The sequence below is a fragment of the Croceicoccus estronivorus genome (assembly GCF_001625325.1).
Taxonomy (GTDB): domain Bacteria; phylum Pseudomonadota; class Alphaproteobacteria; order Sphingomonadales; family Sphingomonadaceae; genus Caenibius; species Caenibius estronivorus.
Genome location: NZ_JRQQ01000011.1, coordinates 1 through 16,827 on the forward strand (window position 1 = coordinate 1; position 16,827 = coordinate 16,827).

The following is a 16,827-nucleotide window of genomic DNA, read 5'->3' on the forward strand; positions in this document are numbered from 1 at the left end:
CGAAAGCGAAACTGTCAACGTCTTCTCCAGACTGGCCAAAACAGGGCGCACTGTGCCGGGTGACACGCCCGATATCACAACCGGTTCCCGGCGGCGGCTGGCCCGCGCATAGTCGCGCAAATGACGTACGTCAATTTTCCCACCGAAATGCTTTTCATTACGGTTTTTATTCAATAATCTACCGCACCTGCGTTGCGCGGCATGCGTCAAGTGCGTTGTCTCCTGCCCGCACTCCCGCTAGATTCTCCCTTCACCCCTTTTACAGCGAAACCTTCTTCCCGCATGGCATCAGACTGTCCCGCAGAAACGCCTTGCACCATTGCCCTGGTGGATGACGATCGCAATATTCTGACGACCGTCTCGATCGCCCTCAGAGCAGAAGGCTTCGTCACCCGAGTCTATTCGGACGGGAGCACCGCCCTCAAAGCCTTGAGCGAGAATCCGCCCGACTTGGCCGTGTTCGATATCAAGATGCCGAGAATGGACGGCATGGAGTTGCTGCGGCGATTGCGGGAAACGTCCGACATTCCCGTGATCTTCCTAACCAGCAAGGATGACGAGCTGGACGAGGAAGCAGGCCTCGCCATGGGCGCAGACGACTATATTGCCAAACCCTTCAGCCAGCGCCTGCTGATTGCCCGTATTCGCGCCATCCTGCGCAGGAAGCGGGGCCCCACCCCGGCCAGCGATGAAGATGACGGGAGCGAAAACAACGATCCGCAGGAAATCCTCATCCGCGGCCGCCTGGAAATGGACCCTGCCCGCCACCACGTCACGTGGGGAGGAAAGCCGGTGTCACTGACCGTTACGGAATTCCTTATACTAGAAGCACTGGCGAGCCGTCCGGGCATCATCAAATCGCGCAACCAGTTGATGGACGCCGCCTACCCTGACGACGTGTTCGTGGACGACCGGACGGTCGACAGCCATATCAAACGGATGCGTCGCAAATTCCGTGCAACCGATCCGGAATTCACCGCCATCGAAACACTATATGGCGCAGGATACAGCTTTGGAGACGCCTGACACTCCGATCCATCCGGAACACAGGCCCCGACGGTTGTTCTGGACCCGGCGCGCATCGCTGACCACGCGTATTCTGGCCGTCAATATCATCGCACTCGCCCTGCTCGCCGGTAGCCTGTTCTATCTCGATTCCTATCGCAAGCAGCTCCTGGCCGAACGCTTCAAGCTGGCCCAAAGCGAAGCGCAGATCACCGCCGAAGCACTGGTCGTCTCTTCACCTGAACGCCAGCGCACTCTACTCCTTCAGTTAGGCAAGGAGCAGCGACTGCGGCTGCGGTTATACAACAAGCAGGGCAAACTGGTGGCCGACAGCTTCGAGCTTGCCGGCCCTTCCTTCACCCTTACCGATCCGGCGACGGAGCCCTGGTATCAGGAGGCGGCACGCATACTGGACAAGGGCATGGATGCCTTGCTCGGCGCGCCACCCATACCACCTTATCAGGAGCCCGATGACCTGAGCGCGAGTGCATGGCCGGAACTGGAGCAGGCCCGGGCGGAAATGCGCACGCATATAACTCTGCGGTATGCTCCTGACCGTACGCCAGTGATTTCCGCCGCCGCGCCAGTCGGTACGGAGGGTGCGATGCTGCTGACCACCCGCAACGCCATCGACATAACCCAGGATGTACGGGATGCACGCCAGACCCTGGCAATTATCGTTGCGATCGCGCTGGCCGTTTCGATCCAGCTTTCGCTGTTTCTGGCGCGCACGATAGTCCAGCCCCTGCGCACGCTGGTTCGTGCCGCCGTGCGGGTTCGGCTTGGCCGCGACCGCGAAGTGGAAGTTCCCCGCCTGCCCGAACGCCGCGACGAAATCGGTATGCTTGCGCGCGCTATTTCAGACATGACCGGTGCACTGAGGCAGCGAATCGACGCCGTCGAACATTTTGCCGCCGACGTGGCGCACGAGATCAAGAACCCGTTGGCAAGCCTGCGCAGCGCGCTCGATTCACTGGACAAGGTCAGCGATCCCGAACTCCGCCGCCAGTTGACGGCCATTGCCATTCACGATGTGCGCCGGATCGACAGACTCGTTACCGAAATTGCCGATGCCAGCAGGATCGACGCAGAATTGAGCCGCGCGACTTTCGAAGTGATCGATATCGAGAAGCTGATTGCCAACGCAATCGGTGCGCGTGAAGATCGCGGCGAAAACGCTGGCCGTATCATCAGGCTGGAGCGGCGCGGCGCAGGGCCGGCCGAAGTGCTCGGCGTGCCCGCCCGGATCGAACGCGTGATCGAAAACTTGCTGGATAACGCAGTTTCCTTTTCCCCGCCCGATGGAGAAATCGACGTCATCGTGACAACCACTCAGGAACGGGTGTGGGCGATGGTATGCGATCATGGCCCCGGCATTCCCGAAAGCGAGCGAAGAAAAGTATTCGAACGGTTTCACTCGATACGTCCGGAAGCAGAGGATTTCGGCCAGCACAGCGGCCTGGGCCTCGCAATTGCCAAGACCATTGCCGAAGCACATGACGGGACTCTCTCCGTTATAGACAGGTTGGACGGAGCCCAGGGGGCCTGCCTCGTCCTCGATCTTCCGCTGCGCGAACAGCCATGAGCGGCTCTCTCCATCAAGCCACCTGCGTCGCGATAGGATCTGCGGGAAACCAGCGCGCGCTGCTGATCGAAGGCCCCCCCGGCAGCGGAAAGTCGAGCCTCGCGCTCGCGCTTATTGACCGCGGTGCGATTCTGGTCGGAGACGATGGTGTCGAACTGTCGTTACAAGAGGGCCAATTATGGGCCGCCCCCCCATCCAATACCGCCGGCTTGCTCGAAATCCGCAACGTCGGAATTGTGAAGGTGCCCTGCACCACCGCGCCTGCCGCACTGGTCATTCGACTCGATGGCAACGCCCCGCGCTATGTAGAAACACCGGAGAGTATCGAATTGCACGGTCTGGCGTTGCCCCTGATCCGCCTCTGGCCGGACAGCCCCGCACTGGCCTTGCGTGCCGAGGCAGCACTGCGCCTTCATGGGACATAACCGTTAACCCTCTTCCCTTTCGTCAAGGTTCGGCGCACAGACGCCCCGATGGGACGCGATTCCTCAGATAGCCGCCAGCGAATCCTGCTGATCACCGGCATGTCGGGGGCCGGCAAGACGACCGCCCTGCGCGTGCTCGAAGATCTCGGCTGGGAGGCGATCGACAATTTCCCCGTCAGGCTACTGGAACGGCTGATCGGGGAAGAAGGCGCGGACAACGAAACTGGCCTGCGTGCCCCGCTTGCCATCGGCTTCGACACTCGCACCAGAGGCTTCGATCCTGCCGATATCATTGCGCTGGTAAAGGATTTGAGCGCGCGCGACGATCTGCTCATCTCCACACTGTTTCTCGATTGCTCCGACAGCGAACTCGAACGCAGATACAACGAAAATCGCAGGCGACACCCGTTGGCGGACGGCAAACCGGTTGCAACCGGTATCGCGGCCGAGCGCGAATTGCTGTCGCCCCTCCGACGCTGGGCAAATGCCGTCGTCACGACCACCGACTTTTCCAGCAATGACTTGCAGCAGGCGATTCGCGGGCAATTCGCCGACGCGGCGCCCCGTGAGATGACAGTTACCGTCAGCAGTTTCGGCTTTGCACGAGGCATGCCCCCAATGGCCGACCTGCTGTTCGACATGCGTTATCTCGACAATCCCCACTGGGACCCTGATCTGCGCGAACTCACCGGCAAGGACCCTGCAGTGGGTGAGCATATCCGCCAGGATCCCGCCTATGCCGAGAGTTTCGAACGCATTCGCGACCTGTTGCTGCTCTTGCTTCCCCGCTACGAAAAACAGGGAAAAAGTTACGTCAACATCGCCTTTGGCTGCACGGGCGGACGCCATCGTTCCGTTTTCGTAGCCGAGGAGATCTCCGGGGCCTTGCGCGCCGCCGGATTTTCGCCCACTGTCCTGCATCGTAATTTGGCGTCTCGTACCGCCGAAATGATCGAAGGGCCGCAACAGCCATGATCCTAGCCGGCAATCCCGGCCACTTGGCCCCGAGCCCTGATTGGAGCCGTTTTCCTACATGATTGGAATGATTCTGGTGACTCATGGCCGCCTGGCTGATGAATTCGTCCACGCCATGGAACATGTCGTTGGCGAACAATCGGCCGTAGTGACGGTCTGCATCGGTCCCAATGACGATATGGAAGCTCGCCGCGCCGAAATTCGCCGTGCGATTCGGGAAGTCGATTCCGGTGAAGGCGCGATCATCCTGACTGACCTGTTCGGCGGGACCCCGTCCAATCTCGCAATCTCCCTGATGGAGGCAGGCAAGGTAGAAGTCATTGCGGGGATCAACCTGCCCATGCTGATCCGGTTGGCCGGTGCGCGGAAGGCCATGACCATAACCGACGCCGTGGCCGCCGCCCGCGACGCTGGACGCAATTACATCACGGTGGCATCCGAATTCCTCGGCCAGGAAGCCTGAGGATAGCGGGCAAAACGGGGGGAGAAGGATGGAGGCAATCCGGCAACAGGTTGTGATCGTCAACAAGCGCGGACTTCACGCACGCGCCAGTGCCAAGTTCGTCGAAGCTGTCAGCCGGGTTCCCGAGGGCACCAAGGTGGTCGTCGGCAAGGATGGAGCGATGGCAGCCGGCGGTTCGATTCTCGGTTTGATGATGCTTGGCGCAGCCAAGGGCGACATGATCGAAATCGCTGTCGATGGCGGAGACGCGCAGAGCGTGCTTGACGATCTGGTGAGCCTGGTTGCGGACGGCTTCGGCGAAGAGTGAACACCAGCAATTATCCGGACGACACGCGGCGCACTATCACGGGTTTGTCCAATCCGACAGTGAAGGCCCTGCGCGCTCTGCGCGACACACGGCTACGCAAGCGCGAGAAACGCTTCATGGCCGAAGGCCTTCGGCTGCTGACCGACGCGCGGACGACCGGCTTGCTGCCGCGTACGCTCGTCATGGCCGAAACCCGTGCCCCGCACCCTTTGCTCACGGCGCTGGAAGCGGATGTCGTCGCCAATGGGGGAGAAATCCTGGAAGTCAGCGAGGCGGTGCTCGCCAAGATTACCGGTAAGGACAACCCGCAGGCCGTCGCTGGCGTCTTCGACGAGTTCGACACCTCGCTTGCGCGTGTAGACCGGGCCTCGGCGCCGATCTGGCTGGTGGCACAAGCGCTGCGCGACCCGGGCAATCTCGGCACGATGCTGCGCACTGGCGATGCCGTGGGTGCAGGCGGCCTGATCCTGATCGACGATTGCGCAGACCCGTTTTCGGTAGAAGCCGTCCGCGCCAGCATGGGGGCGGTCTTCACGCAGAAAGTCGCGCGGGCCCGTTGGGACGAGTTCATCTCATGGCTGCGCGCCGGACCGAGGCAACTGGTGGCGGCATCGTTACGCGATGCCGTGCCCTATCGCGGCGCCCCTTATCAGTCGCCGTGCTTTCTCATGGTCGGGAATGAGTCTCGCGGACTGCCGGAAGAATATGAGCTGGCCTGCGACTTGCGCGTCACGATGCCCATGCGCGGGCGGGCTGACAGCCTCAACGCCGCCGTTGCCGGTGCCGTTCTGGCCTATGAAGTGCTTGCTGCACTGGAAATTTAACAAGGCTTTACATAGCGGTTCAGCGAACGCTCAGCCCGTCTCGGCTAGAAAGCGGGCCATGCAGTTTGCATTGCCTGTCATCGGCGGCCTGTTCGCCATCGCTCTAACCGGGTGCACCGTGAAAGCGGAACCATACCACGCGCTCGCCAACTCCAGTTGGCGCTTCATCAGTATCGACGGTGCGCCGCCGGTATCGGACAAGGCCCATCTGGAATTTCGTGAGGATCGTCTTGGCGCCAATCTGGGGTGCAACGGCATGGGCGGCCCCTGGCGGGTGGAAGACGAAAGACTGATGGCCGGCCCCCTGACTCAAACCGAAATGTATTGCGAAGGTCCGGTCTGGGATCAGGAACAGGCCATAGTGACACTGCTGTCCGCAGCGCCTCAGGTCATGGTGCAAGAAGGCAAGCTGGAACTACGCTCCAGCGGCCATTCCGCCCGGCTCGAACAGGTCGGACCGGGCCCTACTCCCCAGCGACAAGGCTCGTAATGCTCCACTTGCCATTGCGGCTGGAAGCTATGAGACGATACCCCGTGAGGCTCCGCAACTTGTCCGTCGCGATATAACCTTCGGTCTTGCCGTTCAGTATCACCTTCTGGAACGGCTGCTCTGGCCGGTATTCCCCGGCGAGTTCGACGACATCCCAGGAAAGCGTCTTCAATTCCTCGGCATCTTCGGTCACATCGGCACGCAGCGGAACATTCTCGCCCGTCACGATCATGCCCTTCATCGGATCTATGCCGCCGAAATCCTGATCGAAATACCAGGGTATCGTAATGCCACCCTGATCGTTCTGCGCACAGCCCAGGGTCAACATATCCTCAAGCTCGTCCCACAAGTTGCGATCAGGCTGCGTAAGGTGCGTACGTAGCAGGTTCGCCCCTACTCCACCCCCGAAATTGAGCCGCACATCGTTGGCAACGAGCGTCACCAGGCCTTCCACGTCGCGGTCGCTGACCACTTGCGCCAGTTGTTCGCGAAACTCGCTGGCCCCGGGAATTTCGGCGCATTCGTCGCGCGGGGCAAACTGGCCTTCTCCCAGCATGATGGCAGGCGGAGCGCCGGACGCCTTGGCAATCAGTTCATCGGCCGCCTTGGCGATCTTCTGCGACGGGGCCGGCTGATCCTGCTTGCAAGCCACCAGGGCAAGGACCAACGCCAAAGCCGTTAAACGTTTCATTCCCATCGCTCCAAAGGCCGGGACAGGCAAACCTTCCCATGCGGGATATCCCGCCCCGGCGATACTAATCCTCCTGCGCGCCGGTATAACGCGGCGCGCTCTCCACAAGGGGAACCTCTTCGGCTTCGCGCCGTCCGGTCTCAATCCCCTTGTCCTTGAGCTTCCGCGCGGCCGATAGCACGTTGCGCTCGAAGCTGCCGACAAACTTATTGTAATTGTTGACCGCCGTGTCCAGCCCGGAACCGACGCGTTTCAAATGTTCCGCAGCAATCGCGATCCGATCGTAGAGGTCTGTCGCCAGCCGGCCGATCTCCTGCGCTTCCTGCGCCAGTGCATCCTGCCGCCAAACCTGCGCCACCGTGCGGGCGATCGCGACCAGATTTGTCGGCGTGGCCAGCAGAACCTTCTTTTCGAAAGCGAAATCCCACAGCGTCGGATCATGTTCCAGCGCGGCGGCCACAAAATGTTCGCCCGGTACGAACATCACGACATAATCGGGCGCATCCTCAAACTGGCTCTGGTAACTCTTGGCACCCAATTGCTGCACATGATTGCGCATGGACCGGACGTGATCGGCCAGCGCCGCCTGGCGAGCTTCGTCATTGTCGGCCTCGAATGCCTGCTGATAGGCGTTGAGTGACACCTTGGCATCAATCACCAGCATCTTGCCGCCGGGAATGCGGACAATGGCATCGGGCCGCAGCCGTCCATCCTCGGTATTGATCGACTGTTCGAGGAAAAAATCGGTATGCTGCGACAGACCGCAGGTTTCGAGCAGGTTCTTCAACTGATGCTCACCCCAGCGTCCGCGCGCCTTGGGGGCATTGGTCAGGCTGTTACCCAGCCGCTGCGCTTCCCGCCTTACTTCCTCCTGCCCTTCGCGCATGGACTGGATCAAGCCAGTCAGTTGGCCGAAAGCATCGACCCGCTTGGCCTCCAGCGCGGTCACCTGTTCCTCGTAACGCTTCAACCGTTCCCCTACCGGATGAAGCAGCGCCTTGATCTTGAGCTCAGAGCTTTTCTCGGCGTGACCGAACCGTTCGTTCGCCCGTTCCAGAAACGCTTCCTGAGCCTTGGACAACACGGCAGAGCCCGTGTTCTGAAATTCCTTGAGCAATTGCTCGCGCGTTTCCAGCAACAGCCGCTTCTGTTCTTCAAACCCGGCGGCCTGCGCCTTGAGTCCGGTCAATTCCTCCCGCGCGGCATCCAGCCTGGCGCCAAGATCATCAGCCTGCCGTGCCCGTTCGCTTGCCGTCGCCAGCTCGGTAATGGCCTGACGGAATTTCGCATCGAGTTCCCGTGCCTCCGCATCCCGCGCGGCAAACTGAGAACGCACATCGGCAATGGGGCGCGAGCCAAAGAACCAACCGCCCACTGCTCCGACTGCCAATCCAAGCAGCAACACAAAGACAATTAGTAGCTGTGAATCCATTGCCTACCTTCCACTGTCGCCGACGAGATGCAACGTCATCTCGCCGGCTAATAGTGTCATTCAATCTCAGGCTCGAAATTTGAGATCAAGCAGCGCCTCCTCCTCAGTCGCAAAGCCATAAGGCGAGCAACTGAGAATCAAGCCGTCAGCTGAAATAATCAGCCAATGGACGCCGTCGTTGAGTCGACACAGCGAGTATAGACGGCACATGCCGACCTCCTTTCGCTGCGGTCCATTAATTCTGACAAATATGCCTGGTCAGGGAAGCATCAGACGAAGATTCACGCGTTCAAGCAAGCTGAGGCCCACATCCCCTGGAGGAGGGGTTGCCTGGCAAAGCTATCCAAGCGTCAGTACGTCTTTGCGTTTAACACAAGCAGATCAGAGGTGGGTGGTCCGCCCCCCGGCGCTTCGCAATGTTCGTAAGGCTCCTCCCTTCTAGAACGAAAGGGGAACCTAGCAAACAATGAGAATTCCACAAAGCAATCTCAACCAAAGATGTGGAAATCACGCTGCCTTGCGCAGCTTTTCCAGCTTCTTCAGCGCCATATTCCGCTTCAGCCGCGAAAGGTGGTCGATGAACAGCACGCCTTCGAGATGATCCATCTCGTGCTGGATGCAGGTGGCCATCAGGCCTTCCATCGCTTCCTCGTGCACATTCCCTTCAAGATCCTGCCAGCGCACCCGGCAAGTCGCCGGGCGTTCGACTTCGGCGTAGATGTCCGGCACCGACAGGCAACCTTCCTGATAGATGGAATGTTCTTCCGCCGGATCGAGGATTTCCGGGTTGATGAAGACCTGTGGTTCCTTCTTCGTCGGCTGATGCGTATGATGGTGGCCGCCGTGCGCGGTGCACTCTTCCGGCTCCGCATCGGGATCCTCGGGCTGAAGGTCGATCACCAGCACGCGTAGCGGAACGCCGACCTGAATCGCGGCGAGCCCGATACCGGGGGCATCATACATCGTTTCGAACATGTCCTCGACAAGCGTTTTCAGCTCGTCATCGAACTGTTCCACCAGCTTGGACACGGTCTTCAGCCGGGGGTCCGGCACTTCCAGGATTTCACGAATAGCCATGCATGCCAGATAGTGTGCGGCAGGCCCGGCTGCAAGCATTACGCGCGTGCTGCCCAAGGTCGGGATATCGGGAGAATTTCAGGCCATCGGCCGCCGTGCGCGGAGCGCTTGCGCCAACGTCCCTTCGTCGAGGTAATCCAGTTCCCCACCGACCGGCAGACCGTGGGCAAGCTGGGTAATCCGCACCGGATAACCTTCCAGCCGTTCCGCAATGTAATGAGCGGTAGTCTGCCCTTCCAGCGTCGCGTTCATCGCCAATACGACTTCGTCGATCCCGCCCGCTTCCATGCGGCCGATCAGCTTGTCGATCGTCAGGTCTTCCGGACGCACCCCTTCCAGCGCCGAAAGCCGCCCACCAAGGACGTGATAGCGCCCGGTAAACAGCTTTGCACGATCCAGTGCCCAGAGGTCGGCCACATCCTCCACCACGCAAAGCGCGCGTTGATCGCGGCGGGGATCGGCGCAGATACCGCATGGGTCACGCGTATCGACATTGCCGCAGACCGCACATTCGACGAGCTTTTCCTGCACCTCGACCAAAGCACCCACCAGTTGCGCCAAAGCGGTTTCCCGCCGCTTGACCAGCCACAGCACGGCCCGGCGCGCCGAACGCGGCCCCAGGCCGGGCAACCGGGCCAATGCAGAAGCAAGCGTCTCGATCTCTTGCGATGCCATAGGCTCCCCTTTATCCGCTCAATGCGGCTTGTCGAAGTCCACTCTGGCGGTTTTTCCGCCATTGCGTGTCTCGTCATCCTTCGACAGCCCGAGTTCGAGCGGCTAGAGGCAGGATATGCGCATCATCTTCATGGGAACGCCGGACTTCTCGGTGCCGACACTGGCCGCGCTGCACGATGCAGGGCACACGATCGCCGCCGTCTATACCCAGCCACCACGCCGGGCTGGCCGGGGAAAACAGCTTCAACCCTCCCCCGTCCAGAAAGAGGCGGAGATTCGCGGGATCGAAGTCCGCTATCCCGCAACGCTGAAAGATCTCGATGCACAGGCGGAATTTGCCGCCCTCGATGCCGACGTCGCGATCGTTGCAGCCTATGGGCTCCTGCTGCCTCTGCCGATTCTCGAAGCGCCGAAGCATGGTTGCCTCAACGTACATGCCTCCATTCTTCCCCATTGGCGCGGCGCAGCGCCGATCCAGCGGGCGATTCTTGCCGGCGACCATGTCACGGGCGTGACCATCATGCAGATGGAAAAGGGGCTCGATACCGGTCCGATGCTGGCGACCGCACGCACACCGATAGAACGCAAGACGGCTGGCGAGCTGACAGCGGAACTGGCCGAACTGGGCGCGCAATTGATGGTTGGCACACTGATCGACCTCGACGCGCTCCATCCCGTGCCGCAGGACAATGCCGAAGCCACCTATGCGTCCAAGATCGACAAGAGCGAGGCACGGATAGAATTCCATCGCGACGCCGAATTCATTGAACGGCAAGTGCGCGCCTTCGCCCCTGCTCCCGGTGCCTTTTTCGAGATCGGGCAAGACCGTTATCGCGTGCTTGCCGCCGAAGTAATCGGGCGCGAAGGCATGGCCGGGACGGTGCTGGACGACAAGCTGACCATCGCCTGCGGACATGGCGCGATCCGCCCCACATTGATCCAGCGGGCGGGCAAGCCCGCCATGGAAACGGAGGCTCTGCTTCGCGGCCATGCCATTCCGGCAGGTACGGTGTTGCGGTGACCCGTACACACAGCGAACGTGGCCATTCGCAATCACTGTTCCGCCAGCGCCAGAGGACTGTCACTCTCGCAATTCATGCGGCGGCTCGATGACCCGTTTCGCGCTGACTCTTGAATTCGACGGCGGTCCCTTCATGGGCCTCCAGCGGCAAGCCCACGGGCCGAGCGTCCAGCAATCGGTGGAAGAAGCTGTTTTCGCGGTAACGAGCGAGCAGGTTCGCATGCATTCCGCCGGTCGCACGGATGCCGGTGTCCATGCATTCGCCATGCGCAGCCATGTCGATATTGCGAAGGACATTTCCCCCTTCCGCCTGATGGAAGCCTTGAATGCCCGTCTCCGGCCCAATCCCATCGCAGTGATTGCCTGCGATGTCATGCCGGATGACTGGCATGCCCGCTTTTCGTGCGTGGGGCGCAGTTATCTCTATCGCATTGCCAACCGCCGCGCGCCACTGACACTGGAACGCGGCCGGGCCTGGCATGTTACCCGCCCGCTTGATGCCGACGCCATGCACCGCGCGGCACAGGCATTGGTCGGGCGACACGATTTCACTACCTTCCGTTCGGCACATTGCCAGGCCAACGACCCCGTCAAAACACTGGATCGGCTGAACGTCCGGCGAGAAGGCGAACTTGTCCTGGTGGAGGCGGCAGCGCGCAGCTTCCTGCACCATCAGGTTCGCTCCATGGTCGGCACACTGGCATTAGTCGGTACGAGCCAGTGGCGCGAGGAACAGGTGGGCGAGGCGCTGGCGGCGCGCGACCGCACCGCATTGGGGCTCAACGCTCCACCGGAAGGGCTCTATTTCGTCGGGGCACAGTATCCCGACTGAATTCATAAAACGAGAGGATGGAACATGACCGTGAATAGCAGGAGCATCGCCTCGACCTTTGCCGAAGACGGCACATTGACGGTCGAACTGATCGAACGGGAATTACCCGACCCGAGCGAACACGAAGTGCTGGTCAAAGTGGAAGCTTCACCGATCAACCCGTCCGACCTGGGGGTCATGTTCGGGCCCGCCGATCTTTCCGGGGCGACGTATTCACCCGGAAAGATTGTGACCCGTATGAACGGGACCGTACCCCCGCCATTCTTCAAACGTGTCGGCTTCCCCATGCCTTGCGGCAACGAGGGCGCGGGCACTGTTATTGCTGCGGGCGACGCACCGGAAGCACAGGCCTTGTTGGGCAAGACTGTCACCTGTCTGCGCGGGGGGATGTACAGCGAATACCGTCTGGTCGATTCCCGCGCGTGCATCCCATTGCCGGACGGCGTGGACGCCGCGACCGGTGCGGCAAGCTTCGTCAACCCGATCACCACGCTGTCATTCGTGGAAACGATGCGGCAGGAAGGCTTTACCGGGCTGATTCACACAGCTGCAGCCTCAAACCTCGGCCAGATGCTGGTGAAAGTCTGCCAGGAAGATGGCATCCTGCTGGTCAATATCGTGCGCAGCCCGGCACAAGTGGAACTGCTGCGCGGGATCGGCGCGGAACATGTGCTCAATTCCACCGCATCCGATTTCGACGCACAATTGGTCGAAGCGATCCGCGCAACGGGCGCCATGCTGGCATTCGATGCGATCGGCGGAGGCGAACTGGGGAGCCGGATTCTATCGGCAATGGAAGAGGTCGCCGCAACCGGCCTGCCGTTCGATCCCTATGGCAGCAACGTGCGCAAGAAAGTCTATGTCTATGGCATGCTGGATCAGGGGCCGACAGTGATCGACCGCAGCTTCGGCTTCACCTGGGACATGGCAGGCTACATCCTCACCAACTTCCTTGCCCAGCACGGGCCGGAGTGGATGATGTCCGCACAGCAACGGGTCATGGCGGGGCTGACGACCACTTTCGCCAGCCGGTTTACCGGCAAAGTGCCCCTGGCCCGAATGCTGGATCGCGACACGGTGGCCGAATACGCGCAAATGCGCACCGGCGAGAAAGTGCTGATCGTGCCGAACGAATAAGAGGGTCGCAAAACGCAGTCAGGGCCCGGAAAACGGGCCCTGACGTGTGTTCGTTAAAACGGTCTGCTTATGCCTTGGCAACCACGCTTTCGGGCAATTCGGTACCGAATACGCGCTGGTAGTATTCAGCCACCAGCATCCGTTCCGCCTCGTCACACTTGTTCAGGAACGACAGACGGAACGCGAAACCGACATCCTTGAAAATGGCCGCGTTCTGCGCCCAGGTGATGACCGTCCGCGGGCTCATGACGGTAGAGATATCTCCGTTGATGAACCCTTGCCGGGTCAGATCCGCCACTCGGATCATGTTGGCGATGGCTGCCGGATCGGTATCCGGATTCTTCGCCTGAACGATCTTCTGTTCGGTTTCCGCAGGCAGGTAATTCAACCCGACTACGATGTTCCAACGGTCCATCTGGCCCTGGTTGATCTGCTGCGTGCCGTGATAAAGTCCGCTGGTGTCGCCCAGCCCGACCGTATTCGCGGTGGCGAACAGTCGGAAGTTGGGATCGGGGCGGATCACCCGGTTCTGATCGAGCAACGTCAGCTTGCCTTCGGTTTCCAGCACGCGCTGGATCACGAACATCACGTCGGGGCGGCCCGCGTCGTATTCGTCGAACACCAGAGCGACCGGATGCTGGAGCGCCCACGGCAGCAGCCCTTCACGAAACTCCGTGACCTGCAGTCCGTCGCGCAGCACGATGGCATCCCGTCCGATCAGATCGATACGGCTGATATGCGCATCCAGGTTGATACGGATGCACGGCCAATTGAGACGCGCGGCAACCTGTTCGATATGAGTCGACTTACCCGTGCCGTGATATCCCTGCACCATGACGCGGCGATTGAAGGCAAAACCTGCAAGGATCGCCAGCGTCGTGTCGGCATCGAACACGTAGCTTTCATCCAGGTCGGGCACGCGCTCGTCAGCCTCCGAAAAGGCTGGCACGGTCATGTCGATATCGATGCCGAAGACGTCGCGGACGCTGACTTCGGTGTCGGGTGCGGACAGCACCGTTTTGGCGCCGTGTTCGAAAGCTTTGTCGGTCATATCATTCATCGCACCTGCTCGCCTATACGCGCGGGCGCTGCGCTGCAACAGGGTTTGGATGCCATTGCATAGCTGTCAGGCACATTTCGGAGGAAGCGAGAACACGGCAAAGACCCGTTTGGCCAAATCCCGGTCGCCGGCTACCAGCAGTTCTCCCTCCGCCTCCACCGTTTCCAGCGGCTGTTTTCCGTAAACAACCCGCAGGAAGGGAAAGGGCCGGGGCATCCGAACGGAAAAATCCGCCGCGGGATCGCCATCACCCGCCCGCGCCACTGTCAGCTCTCCCCCAGTCAGCCGGGCGAAGAACACATCATTGCCGATTTCAAATCGCATGTTTGCGATCAGCGGTTGCGCCGCGGCATGGTCAATCATCGTCCGCATGCTCAGCATCAGCGAGACAGGAGAAAGCGGCAGTGTCGGATCGTGGGCCAGTGAACGCGCCGCCCAGCGGCCCAGTTCCTGAATCGCCGGTTCGGCCAGATATCCCCACTCCGTCAATTCATAGACATGCGTCGCGACTGGTGGCGGCAACTTGCGCCGCGAAAGAACGCCCGCTTTCTCCAGCCCGTCCAGACGTTCGGTCAGCACTTTGGCGCTGATGCCGGGCAGACTGGCGCGAAGGTCGGAAAAACGCCGGGGGCCGAGCATTAATTCGCGAATGATCAGCAATGACCAGCGTTCCCCGATCAGTTCGAGGGCAAACGCAGTTCCGCAGGCATCACCGTACCATTTGCCATGGCCGCTTTCCGTCTTTGCGCTTTCCTTAGTTTCCTTTTGTAACTTCATAGTTGCCTTTAGTAACCTATTCCCGCACAAACGCACAAGAACGATTCGCCCGAAAAGGATTTGTCATGCCAAAAATGATCTTCGTTAATCTGCCAGTGGCCGATCTGCCGCATGCCAAGGCCTTTTACGAGGCAATCGGATTCCGAAACGAACCACGCTTCACAGATGAAACCGCCGCCGCAATGCAATGGTCCGAGACCATTGTCGTCATGCTGTTGACGCATGAAAAGTGGAAGACCTTCACCGATCGCCCCCTGCCCGCCCCCGGTTCGAGCGAGGTAATGCTGTGCGTGAATTGCGAAAGCCGGGATGAGGTGGACAACCTGACCATCACGGCTGCCGCACATGGCGGCACGGCGGACGTCAACCCGGCACAGGATCATGGTTTTATGATGAGCCGTACTTTTGCCGACCCCGATGGTCATGTCTGGGAACCGATGTGGATGGACCCTGCAGTGGCCGGGAGCGAAAGTCACATCTCCGAAGCTCACGCCTGAATTCCCATACACTTCAAAGGACGCAAACATGCCCTCTTCGCCAACCCACCCGGTCATCACCGGATTCGCCAATGTTCCCGATTTCGCCAAAGGCAAAGTACGCGACCTGCGCATTCGCTGGGCAATGGAAGAGATTGGCAAACCCTACAGCACGGAATTGTTCGACGCCATGGCCGAACGGCCGGCAAACTACCGCGAATGGCAACCTTTCGGACAGGTCCCTGCGTTTGATGACGGGGGCCTGCGCATTTTCGAAAGTGGCGCGATCCTGCTTTATCTGGGCGAACAGGACGAGCGCCTGCTGCCTTCGGACAAACAGGAACGGTGGCAGGCGATCTCGTGGCTGATTGCCGCGTTGAACAGCATCGAACCGGTTCTCATGCAGATCGTCAGCCTGGACTTGTTCCACGCTGGCCAGGACTGGACGGCTGGAGCGCGCAAAGCCGCCGTCAATCTGGCGGAGATGCGCCTGACCAGTCTTTCGAATGCACTCGGCGACCGCGACTGGCTCACCAGCCGGTTTTCGATTGCCGATATCGCGATGGTCACGGTTCTGCGCAATATCCAGCATACGGACATGCTCGATGCCTTTCCGGTTATCGCCGCGTATAGCGAGCGAGGCGAAGCGCGTGACGCCTTCATCAAGGCGCAAGCCGCCCAGTTCGCGGATTTCGAAAAGGCGGCGGAAAGCACGGTCGCCTGAACGGCTGCCGGCACCGCGCGCGCATTAACACCTGATCGGGAGAGAAAGATCATGGCAAATCCTGTTGGCGGTTTCATATGGTATGAACTGATGACCACCGACGCCGATGGTGCGGCGGCCTTTTATGGCTCGGTCGTCGGCTGGACGATTTCCGGGGACGGCCCCTCCCCTGAAGGAATCGACTATCGGCACATCACCCGCAGCGACGGAGGCAGCAATGGCGGCGTCCTGCACCTGACCCCCGAGATGTGCGACGAAGGCGCCCGGCCCTGCTGGGTCGGCTATCTGCATGTCGCGGACGTGGATAGCGCAGTCGATGCCATTCTGGCCGATGGAGGCCGCCTGCTGATGCCCAAGGCGACAATTGACGTCGGCAGCTTCGCACTCGTGACCGACCCGCAAGGCACGCCGTTTTACGTCATGACTCCCGTCCCGCCGCCGGGTAAACCGGATGCGGTCAGCGATGTCTTCTCCGTTACCGAGCCTCAGCATGTCCGCTGGAATGAGCTGGCGAGCCCGGATCAGGCGGGGGCCATGGCATTTTATGCCAGGCATTTCGGCTTCGAATTCAATGAGAAGATGAGCATGGGCCCGATGGGCGACTATTGCTTCATCGGACATAACGGCATCACTCTGGGTGCCATCATGCAACAGCAGGACAAGACGCAGCCAGCCTTGTGGCAGTTCTATATCGGCGTGCCTTCGATCGCGGATGCAAAGCGGGCGGTAGAGGCCAATGGCGGCACGGTGTTGATGGGCCCGCACGAGGTCCCCGGCGGTGACTGGATCATCGTTGGCACGGACCCGCAGGGTGTCGTCTTCGGACTGGTCGGACCGAAGGGAGAATGAAC

The 16,827-nt window shown here is 60.5% G+C and carries 20 protein-coding genes; 14 read left to right on the plus strand and 6 right to left on the minus strand.

Features of this window, described 5'->3' with window-relative positions:
* The first annotated feature begins 282 nt into the window (after nt 1-282).
* From MB02_RS15570 to MB02_RS17540, 8 genes are all read left to right on the plus strand, one after another.
* The gene (locus MB02_RS15570; protein WP_067539874.1) at nt 283-1,026 is read left to right on the plus strand and encodes a response regulator transcription factor; all 744 of its coding nucleotides are present in this window, start codon (nt 283-285) and stop codon (nt 1,024-1,026) included.
* Nucleotides 995-2,590: a stimulus-sensing domain-containing protein gene (locus tag MB02_RS15575; RefSeq protein ID WP_082826256.1), complete on the plus strand. Its 1,596-nt coding sequence runs from the start codon at nt 995-997 to the stop codon at nt 2,588-2,590. Before MB02_RS15570 ends, MB02_RS15575 begins: the two co-directional genes overlap by 32 nt.
* Nucleotides 2,587-3,015 carry an HPr kinase/phosphorylase gene (locus MB02_RS15580; RefSeq protein WP_067539877.1) on the plus strand — a complete coding sequence of 143 codons (429 nt, stop codon included), beginning with the start codon at nt 2,587-2,589 and terminating at the stop codon, nt 3,013-3,015. Before MB02_RS15575 ends, MB02_RS15580 begins: the two co-directional genes overlap by 4 nt.
* 48 nt (nt 3,016-3,063) lie before the next feature.
* A complete protein-coding gene (rapZ, locus tag MB02_RS15585; protein ID WP_067539880.1) occupies nt 3,064-3,990 on the plus strand; it encodes an RNase adapter RapZ in 927 nt (308 codons plus the stop codon).
* A gap of 58 nt (nt 3,991-4,048) precedes the next feature.
* Nucleotides 4,049-4,453, plus strand: a complete 405-nt coding sequence (locus MB02_RS15590) for a PTS sugar transporter subunit IIA (RefSeq protein ID WP_067539882.1) — start codon at nt 4,049-4,051, stop codon at nt 4,451-4,453.
* Between the two features lie 28 nt (nt 4,454-4,481).
* Nucleotides 4,482-4,760, plus strand: coding sequence for an HPr family phosphocarrier protein (locus tag MB02_RS15595; protein ID WP_067539884.1), 279 nt, complete (start codon nt 4,482-4,484; stop codon nt 4,758-4,760).
* Nucleotides 4,757-5,584, plus strand: a complete 828-nt coding sequence (locus tag MB02_RS15600) for a TrmH family RNA methyltransferase (RefSeq protein ID WP_067539887.1) — start codon at nt 4,757-4,759, stop codon at nt 5,582-5,584. The genes MB02_RS15595 and MB02_RS15600 overlap by 4 nt, the downstream gene beginning before the upstream one ends.
* Before the next feature lie 118 nt (nt 5,585-5,702).
* Entirely contained in the window at nt 5,703-6,074 is a 372-nt protein-coding gene (locus tag MB02_RS17540; protein WP_067539993.1) for an META domain-containing protein, read from the plus strand.
* On the opposite strand, the gene MB02_RS15610 is transcribed toward MB02_RS17540, so the two are convergent.
* From MB02_RS15610 to recR, 4 genes are all read right to left on the minus strand, one after another.
* Nucleotides 6,049-6,765 carry a hypothetical protein gene (locus MB02_RS15610; RefSeq protein WP_156495551.1) on the minus strand — a complete coding sequence of 239 codons (717 nt, stop codon included), beginning with the start codon at nt 6,763-6,765 and terminating at the stop codon, nt 6,049-6,051. The two genes, MB02_RS17540 and MB02_RS15610, sit on opposite strands and share 26 nt — an antisense overlap.
* A 64-nt stretch (nt 6,766-6,829) precedes the next feature.
* Complete coding sequence (gene rmuC / locus MB02_RS15615; protein WP_067539891.1) at nt 6,830-8,197, minus strand: DNA recombination protein RmuC; 1,368 nt, start codon at nt 8,195-8,197, stop codon at nt 6,830-6,832.
* 507 nt (nt 8,198-8,704) lie between these two features.
* Nucleotides 8,705-9,274 carry a peptide deformylase gene (gene def / locus MB02_RS15620; protein ID WP_067539998.1) on the minus strand — a complete coding sequence of 190 codons (570 nt, stop codon included), beginning with the start codon at nt 9,272-9,274 and terminating at the stop codon, nt 8,705-8,707.
* Nucleotides 9,275-9,352: 78 nt separating this feature from the next.
* Entirely contained in the window at nt 9,353-9,949 is a 597-nt protein-coding gene (gene recR / locus MB02_RS15625) for a recombination mediator RecR (protein ID WP_067539894.1), read from the minus strand.
* Nucleotides 9,950-10,064: 115 nt separating this feature from the next.
* Between recR and fmt the strand changes: the two genes are divergently transcribed.
* From fmt to MB02_RS15640, 3 genes are all read left to right on the plus strand, one after another.
* The gene (gene fmt / locus MB02_RS15630) at nt 10,065-10,970 is read left to right on the plus strand and encodes a methionyl-tRNA formyltransferase (protein ID WP_067539897.1); all 906 of its coding nucleotides are present in this window, start codon (nt 10,065-10,067) and stop codon (nt 10,968-10,970) included.
* 88 nt (nt 10,971-11,058) lie between these two features.
* Nucleotides 11,059-11,802 carry a tRNA pseudouridine(38-40) synthase TruA gene (truA, locus tag MB02_RS15635; RefSeq protein WP_067539900.1) on the plus strand — a complete coding sequence of 248 codons (744 nt, stop codon included), beginning with the start codon at nt 11,059-11,061 and terminating at the stop codon, nt 11,800-11,802.
* A gap of 24 nt (nt 11,803-11,826) precedes the next feature.
* Nucleotides 11,827-12,939 carry a zinc-binding dehydrogenase gene (locus tag MB02_RS15640; protein ID WP_067539903.1) on the plus strand — a complete coding sequence of 371 codons (1,113 nt, stop codon included), beginning with the start codon at nt 11,827-11,829 and terminating at the stop codon, nt 12,937-12,939.
* 67 nt (nt 12,940-13,006) lie between these two features.
* Here the strand turns inward: MB02_RS15640 and cobS are convergent, their stop codons facing one another.
* Together cobS and MB02_RS15650 are read right to left on the minus strand one after the other, a co-directional pair.
* On the minus strand, nt 13,007-13,999 hold the full coding sequence (cobS, locus tag MB02_RS15645; protein WP_067539907.1) for a cobaltochelatase subunit CobS: 993 nt from the start codon (nt 13,997-13,999) through the stop codon (nt 13,007-13,009).
* Between the two features lie 66 nt (nt 14,000-14,065).
* Nucleotides 14,066-14,776, minus strand: a complete 711-nt coding sequence (locus tag MB02_RS15650) for a winged helix-turn-helix transcriptional regulator (RefSeq protein WP_067539910.1) — start codon at nt 14,774-14,776, stop codon at nt 14,066-14,068.
* 65 nt (nt 14,777-14,841) lie between these two features.
* Between MB02_RS15650 and MB02_RS15655 the strand changes: the two genes are divergently transcribed.
* From MB02_RS15655 to MB02_RS15665, 3 genes are read left to right on the plus strand one after another with little or no spacing between them, the layout of a single operon-like run.
* Nucleotides 14,842-15,273 carry a VOC family protein gene (locus MB02_RS15655; protein WP_067539914.1) on the plus strand — a complete coding sequence of 144 codons (432 nt, stop codon included), beginning with the start codon at nt 14,842-14,844 and terminating at the stop codon, nt 15,271-15,273.
* Nucleotides 15,274-15,301: 28 nt separating this feature from the next.
* Nucleotides 15,302-15,976 carry a glutathione S-transferase family protein gene (locus tag MB02_RS15660; RefSeq protein ID WP_067539917.1) on the plus strand — a complete coding sequence of 225 codons (675 nt, stop codon included), beginning with the start codon at nt 15,302-15,304 and terminating at the stop codon, nt 15,974-15,976.
* A gap of 51 nt (nt 15,977-16,027) precedes the next feature.
* Nucleotides 16,028-16,825: a VOC family protein gene (locus MB02_RS15665; RefSeq protein WP_067539920.1), complete on the plus strand. Its 798-nt coding sequence runs from the start codon at nt 16,028-16,030 to the stop codon at nt 16,823-16,825.
* Nucleotides 16,826-16,827: the final 2 nt, after the last annotated feature.

What these genes read in the sequence shown, in the direction of transcription:
- MB02_RS15650 (WP_067539910.1), bottom strand. Translation starts at nt 14,776, where the DNA reads ATGAAGTTACAAAAGGAAACTAAGGAAAGCGCAAAGACGGAAAGCGGC.
- rapZ (WP_067539880.1), top strand. Translation starts at nt 3,064, where the DNA reads ATGGGACGCGATTCCTCAGATAGCCGCCAGCGAATCCTGCTGATCACC.
- recR (WP_067539894.1), bottom strand. Translation starts at nt 9,949, where the DNA reads ATGGCATCGCAAGAGATCGAGACGCTTGCTTCTGCATTGGCCCGGTTG.
- MB02_RS15590 (WP_067539882.1), top strand. Translation starts at nt 4,049, where the DNA reads ATGATTGGAATGATTCTGGTGACTCATGGCCGCCTGGCTGATGAATTC.
- MB02_RS15595 (WP_067539884.1), top strand. Translation starts at nt 4,482, where the DNA reads ATGGAGGCAATCCGGCAACAGGTTGTGATCGTCAACAAGCGCGGACTT.
- MB02_RS15640 (WP_067539903.1), top strand. Translation starts at nt 11,827, where the DNA reads ATGACCGTGAATAGCAGGAGCATCGCCTCGACCTTTGCCGAAGACGGC.
- MB02_RS15655 (WP_067539914.1), top strand. Translation starts at nt 14,842, where the DNA reads ATGCCAAAAATGATCTTCGTTAATCTGCCAGTGGCCGATCTGCCGCAT.
- MB02_RS15570 (WP_067539874.1), top strand. Translation starts at nt 283, where the DNA reads ATGGCATCAGACTGTCCCGCAGAAACGCCTTGCACCATTGCCCTGGTG.
- MB02_RS15610 (WP_156495551.1), bottom strand. Translation starts at nt 6,765, where the DNA reads ATGAAACGTTTAACGGCTTTGGCGTTGGTCCTTGCCCTGGTGGCTTGC.
- truA (WP_067539900.1), top strand. Translation starts at nt 11,059, where the DNA reads ATGACCCGTTTCGCGCTGACTCTTGAATTCGACGGCGGTCCCTTCATG.
- MB02_RS15580 (WP_067539877.1), top strand. Translation starts at nt 2,587, where the DNA reads ATGAGCGGCTCTCTCCATCAAGCCACCTGCGTCGCGATAGGATCTGCG.
- fmt (WP_067539897.1), top strand. Translation starts at nt 10,065, where the DNA reads ATGCGCATCATCTTCATGGGAACGCCGGACTTCTCGGTGCCGACACTG.
- MB02_RS15660 (WP_067539917.1), top strand. Translation starts at nt 15,302, where the DNA reads ATGCCCTCTTCGCCAACCCACCCGGTCATCACCGGATTCGCCAATGTT.
- def (WP_067539998.1), bottom strand. Translation starts at nt 9,274, where the DNA reads ATGGCTATTCGTGAAATCCTGGAAGTGCCGGACCCCCGGCTGAAGACC.
- MB02_RS15665 (WP_067539920.1), top strand. Translation starts at nt 16,028, where the DNA reads ATGGCAAATCCTGTTGGCGGTTTCATATGGTATGAACTGATGACCACC.
- cobS (WP_067539907.1), bottom strand. Translation starts at nt 13,999, where the DNA reads ATGAATGATATGACCGACAAAGCTTTCGAACACGGCGCCAAAACGGTG.
- rmuC (WP_067539891.1), bottom strand. Translation starts at nt 8,197, where the DNA reads ATGGATTCACAGCTACTAATTGTCTTTGTGTTGCTGCTTGGATTGGCA.
- MB02_RS15575 (WP_082826256.1), top strand. Translation starts at nt 995, where the DNA reads ATGGCGCAGGATACAGCTTTGGAGACGCCTGACACTCCGATCCATCCG.